The organism is Anabaena sp. AL93, assembly GCF_001672085.1.
Lineage (GTDB): Bacteria > Cyanobacteriota > Cyanobacteriia > Cyanobacteriales > Nostocaceae > Dolichospermum > Dolichospermum heterosporum.
The window spans coordinates 1-6,281 of the sequence record NZ_LJOU01000173.1 but is presented as its reverse complement, the minus strand read 5'-3'; the positions used below and the strand labels follow the sequence as shown (position 1 = coordinate 6,281).

Here is a 6,281-nt window from a genome sequence, read left to right as displayed (position 1 = left end):
TGGATATTTCAATGTTTTCAATCAGTTCATCTTGTAACTTTTCAAGGAAAAAGAGAATTTTATAATTTGACATCAGAAATGAAGTACATTCTCCTATTCCTCCCAGAAGCTTGCCGTAATTACTACAGATATATAAGTTGATTTATCAACATTATTAATAGTTTAATTATACAATTTGACTCATTGATTTTATTAATGAGTTTAAGTTTTAATGCTGTTTTTAAGTTTATTTCTAGAAGGATATAAGTTATGATTAAGTCTTGATAGACTAACAATAAAATTATATTATATTTTCTGCCGAAACCACCCTCATTCTTTATTGCTTCTTATTGAGAATGTATCTGAATCAATTTTCCTATCTAAAATTTGTTTTTTTATAGATAAATGTATTCTTTTACTCATTTTTCATCAATTTACCTCCGTAATCACCGTTTGTGACAGTCAAGGGTGCGGAATGTGGGATTTAAAGAAATCACATTGATATTAATTGAGGTTAACAATGAAGTCTACACTCATTTAACTACTCTTTCCCCTTTACAGCAGCGTATTCTTGTTTTACTTGGGTTTCCCCCTACTATTTATACTCAGCTTAGTGGTCAATCTTTTACTCCTGAGTAGAATTCTTCTAACTCTCGCAAAAATGGGCGAACCGGGAGTCTTAATTCAAGGATTTTCACGTTGTTATTTATTATCACATTCACGAACCAGTATCCTAGATTTTCTCATACCTTAGATAGATATATAAGCAAGGGATCATTAATATAGTAAGGGTCAGAAAGTTTATGCCCATCATGTAGGTGTTAAGACAGTTATCAGGTATGTATCGCAAACGTCAGTTATCAAAAATCTTCACCAAATTGATTCGGCGGTTTTTGACCCACTCAAAAAAACAAATTATTTGGTTACTGTGGACTACTTTCGGTACTCGGAAACAATGGAAAGTAACAACCGCAGGTTTCGTATTACCGACAGTGGCAATGGTCTCAATGGTAGTAGTATTATTGACCACTACTATTATGTTACGTTCCTTTGACCGAGCCAAAAATGCTAGTAATGTCCGCATTAACGAAATTGTACTTAGTGCTGCTATTCCAGCAATTGATCGTAGTCGAGCTAAAATCAACAAACTCTTTGAAGATATATCATTACCAAAAATCACCCCCACAGACGCAGAATTATATAAAGTTCTTGATGACATAAACAATATAGACAACATTAATAAATACACCTTTGCAGACGAAACCAAACTGCAAATAAGTTTTGATATTAGTGGCAATAGTGTAATTGAGCAACCTACTATAAATACATCATTATATGATAACGAAACAGTAAATACAGCCTGGAAATTTCCTGTTGATACTGACAATAATGGGAAATTTGATAGTTACACTCTCTATGGCATTTTATTTAGAACTCCCAGAAATATTAGTGGTAAATATGCACGAGCGAGAAACCGCTTGGAAGCCAGAACTTCACCAATGATCAAAGGAATTTTAGATACTAATTGCACCACAAATAACAACCCAATATTGGTCGGTAATACAGGTTGGATTAAACAAAATAATGAGCTAAAAAAATCCTTTTTTGTTTATACAGTTACAGTACCAATTATAACTTTGCCTAGTGATACTACCAATTATGAAAAATATCAAGGTAGTAAAGGTTTTGCCGCCCTAGAATATCAACAAGACCGCATCCAAATACTACCCAGTAACATTGCTATTTATAACGATGATCTAGAAATTAATCCCGATACAGCCCTAAATCTTAATGGTGGAATATTTACTAATAGTAATTTTTTAACAGGTGGTTCTGGTCAAGTTCAATTATATCAAATCAGTAGTAAAGAATCCTGTTATTACAAATCTCAAAATTCTAAAATTATCGTCGGTGGAAATTTAGGAGCAGGTGGTTTTAAAAGTGCAGGAACTACCACAACTAAAGTTGATTTATTCAAAGGTACCACTACTAATCCTGCTGCTTCTACATGGGAGGCATCTGTTACTAACAGTTCTAGTAACCTCATGTACAACAACCTCGCTTATATAAATCGGATTAATAAACTGATTGCTAGTCAATTTGCTAATGCTATTAGTAGTGATCCATCCGAAGTGAAAACAGGTATTGAAAAGAAAAAACAAGATTTAGGTTTATCCAGTTTCACAACAGCCGAATTTGATGCAATTCGTCGTCAACAATTACAGCTTTATTTCCAAAAACGGACTCGTCGCGTACCTTATCAAGAGGTTAATTTTGGCAGTACAGAGACATTTCCTGCTAATGTACTTCAAGGTAGTGGTGATAAATTGCGTCCCATTGATAAATGGATGTATGCCACAGATCCCAGTGATGGTAAAATAGGGACAGGTTACAGCACATTAACCTTGAATACTACGGGTACATCTCTACAACCACAAGCTACAGAACCACAGGCACTTAAAAATGCTGGTGGTATAGAAACTACGTTAGGTGACAGAGTTATAGTTAGCAATAACTTATCGGAAATCTGGTGGGATACAACCGCAGCAACATCTTCAGGAAATAATATTCCTGAACAATGGTGGAATACAAGTAACAACCCCAAGGGATTTTTAGGGAATAGTATTACCCATGTACAAGAAATTAGTGGGATTAAATGGAATGCAGGGGATACAACTAAAACTCGGACAAGACAATCTTTTGTCCAAACAGAACCATTAGCAAATTTAGCAGATACAGGTAGAGATGGTGCATGGGAATTAGACGCAGCTAAAATTCCCAAAGATATTACAGAACCGGTAGGTGGTTTGCGAGTTGTTACAGGTGCAGGAGTATATCTGAGTGCAGCCGATACTACAACTACCGTCAACAGCACAGTTAAAGAAATATGGTCAGATACTATGCCAGTTCCTGGGACTGCACCAACGACAAAAACCATTGCACCATACTATCTATATGATTCTTCCATTACATATAAATGGCGTGAGATTACCAATGCTAATACACCATATTTGAAAATGCGGGCTACAGCAGTATATCATTACAAATCTGCTAACTATAACGCTAAAATACCCACTCCTATAGCTTGTGTGAGTAGTTTTTATGTTCCTACCAACAGCACTACTGCCAAAAATCTCACAGGACTACCTTGGAATGTTGCCACGGGTGGACTATCCAACAATGGCATAGTTTATCCTGCACCTACATCTACTAAAGGTGAGAGTCATTATGCTAAAGTCTTAAGCTATCTATCTCAATTAACTTATCCCAATGGGCGATTAATAGATGATGGCTTACTGGTCAAAGCATTAGCAAAAACAGCAAACCGGACTATTTCTGAACAGTCTACTATTGATGCTCAAATCTGCGCCCTACAAATTCTCGATGGTACTATTAGTCCCAGTAATTCCGTCATTCCTCATGGTGCAATTTATGAAACATCATTATTGGACTCCAGGGAAATTGTCCGTAATAGTTCATCTAATAATACAACCTATGATTATCCCATCATAGACAGACAACCTTTAGAAATTCGGGCTACTGTGTTGGACCTTAACCAACTGCGAACAAAAACCATTGGTACTTCCTCACCATCGCAAGAATACTTGTTACCTAGTAGTGGTATTATCTACGCAACTCGTAATGATGCTTTACTAGATGCGTCTGGTACATCAGGCATACAAACAGACGCGCAAAAATTAGTAAGTCCTGTTGACCATATTCTTGATTCTACTCGTCGTCCCAATGCAATTATGCTCATCAATGGAAGCAAACTAGGACGGGGAACAACAAATACTTACCGAGAAGAAGAAAAAGGTTTAATTTTAGCCAGTAATTTGCCCGTATACATTAAAGGTAACTTTAATCTCCATACTCAAGAGGAATTTACACAAACTCTAGCAAATGACTGGAATAATTTTTACACTCGTACTAGCACCAACCTTAATCCTAACTTTGCTTGTCGTTCTGGTAATCCTCAACTACCCAATTGTCCTACTGGGGATGAATGGCGACCCGCAACAGTCTTAGGTGATGCGGTTACCTTGCTTTCTGGCAACTTTAGAGAAGGTTTTCGTGATGAAGGAGATTATGACTGGAATAATAGTCTAGTTGGTACACCAGCGCCAGGGTTTTCCGCAGTTAATTTCTTTGGTGCAAATGGTAAATGGGCTGATATAAATAATTCTGGTTTTCCTAAAGACTTTGATACAGCCACAACAGGATACCAAGGTAGTTCCTATGTAAATAACTTTGTCACACCATTGGTGAGGATGATACCAGCTAGACAGTATGCTTATGAAATTTGTAGTTCAGCAGTGAAAGACGAATGTTTTTGTAGTGCAACGGATACCACTGCTCAATGCGCTGTCAAAACTAAACGCTGGACAATAAATAATGTTGCTTTCAATGGATATAACAGTTCTAGCGGAAATTCAAATGGTTGGGAAGCATTACCATTTAAGCGACTGGCTTTTAAACGCGATTTAACTACCACTTTGCTAACTACTCCTCTAACTATCTACGGAATTCCTGCCAGTGGCAATAAACTAGCAGAATATCCAGTAGGTGGCACAACCTCACCAGCACTAGCCCTAGACTCCAGTGGTAATCAATTTCTTGTTCCTTGGTTACTACCCAATAGTAGTAATGTATTTGAACCAGTTTTACAAATTCAAAAACCCTTTGCCACTGAAACTGACTCTACTAACACTACAGTAATAAGTAGTGTAAATGATACATCAAAAACACCAAAAGAGAGTCAAGATAGTAGGAACTGGTTGCAACCAGTATTAGCAGACACTACTTTTAACTTGAATGTCGCCGCAGGAGATAGTCCAGCCCGGCCAACAGAAGATAATGGTGGTTTACAAAACTTTACCCGGTTTATGGAGAATTGGGCATCTTCTAATGGTCAAAAAACAGCAAAGATTTCTGGTTCTTTTATCCAATTGAAAAAAAGTGCTTATGCTACGGGGACATATAACGTTAATGTGGGAGCTAGTAGCATTGTATATCCTATTGTAAATGATAGTGGTGCGGCTACAGGTTATCTTCCGCCCACAAGAAATTGGAATTATGATGTCGCGCTTTTATCACAATCTCCCGACAGATTCGCTAGTAAATTGGTACTCACATCACCGGATTTACCAGATGAGTATTTCCGGGAAGTTGGCAAAGATGATAAATGGGTAGAGACTTTGTTATGTGCTAAAACGACCAATTCCGGTACTCCCTACGCCCTAGCTCAAAATCAGCGCCCTTCTACCTGTAAATGATGAAACCCAAATCACAATCCAAAACATTATTTTACCGTGATTCCGGCTTTACAATTATTGAATCACTCATAGCTATGGTTGTAGTTAGTATTCTCCTAGTATCTATCACTCCTATCTTAGTCCTGTCGACAGCTATTCGTGTTCAATCCCGGCGCGTAGAAAAAGCAACTCAGGCTGCAAATACTTTTATTGATGGTATTAAAACTGGTTCAATTGTTACGGGTTCAAGTACAGCACCAAGTAAAAAAATTACTTTAGACCCGACAACGGTCAGAACTTCCGCAGATTATTTAATTGGTATCACACAAATGCCAGTTCCTAAAAGCAAAAGCGATGTAGATGTAAACTTGTATCTCTTCAAAGAAGATGGAAAGACTTGTATAGCCAGTGATTCAGCTTGTCAACCAAACCATACAAATCTATTCAACGAGTTTTATATTCAAGCTATGCCCATAATCGTTAGTGGTATTCATCCAAAAACCAGTGGTTATCGTCTAGCAGTTCGGGTTTATCGCTCAGATGTTGATTTTAGTAAGCCTCTTTTAGCGAGTACAAGTAATGCCAAAAAAGTAGCTTCATCTGTTGTATCTGGTATAGGTAATCAGCAAACACCATTAATAGAAAGAACTGTTGATATTGCCCACAGTAATACTACATTTCAGGCTCTATGTTACCGTCTTGGACTAGCAAAAGATCAGGATGGTAATAATCAATCTTGTCAATAGATCCCACATTCAGCATGAGTAAATATACTCAAAATATTTTTCCCAGCAGGTTATTTTGTCAAAAAAAGAATTTCATAAAACAGCTAAAACCCAATCATAATAACCAGTTCATGCTTTTTGCTATCTAGGTCGGTATTCAATGAATTTAATCTCAAACCAACTAATTTATTGACATTATTCTCAATAAACTTGATTCGAGCTTTAAATATATCGGCGATCGCTCTAATATAGAATTGCGTGTCATTGTCTGAAAGCCTTGTTATCATTGGGTTATGGATAATTCCGAAAATTCAAAAAACAC

General features: G+C 36.9%; 3 protein-coding genes. 2 read left to right on the top strand and 1 reads right to left on the bottom strand.

Going from position 1 to position 6,281, the window contains the following annotated elements:
• The first annotated feature begins 818 nt into the window (after positions 1–818).
• Together hpsA and hpsB are read left to right on the top strand one after the other, a co-directional pair.
• Entirely contained in the window at positions 819–5,255 is a 4,437-nt protein-coding gene (gene hpsA / locus AN486_RS25935; RefSeq protein ID WP_168635771.1) for a hormogonium polysaccharide biosynthesis protein HpsA, read from the top strand.
• Positions 5,252–5,980: a hormogonium polysaccharide secretion pseudopilin HpsB gene (hpsB, locus tag AN486_RS25930; RefSeq protein ID WP_168635772.1), complete on the top strand. Its 729-nt coding sequence runs from the start codon at positions 5,252–5,254 to the stop codon at positions 5,978–5,980. The genes hpsA and hpsB overlap by 4 nt, the downstream gene beginning before the upstream one ends.
• 83 nt (positions 5,981–6,063) lie before the next feature.
• Here hpsB and AN486_RS25925 read toward each other — a convergent pair whose 3' ends face one another.
• The gene (locus AN486_RS25925) at positions 6,064–6,246 is read right to left on the bottom strand and encodes a hypothetical protein (RefSeq protein WP_039201592.1); all 183 of its coding nucleotides are present in this window, start codon (positions 6,244–6,246) and stop codon (positions 6,064–6,066) included.
• Between the last annotated feature and the right edge of the window lie 35 nt (positions 6,247–6,281).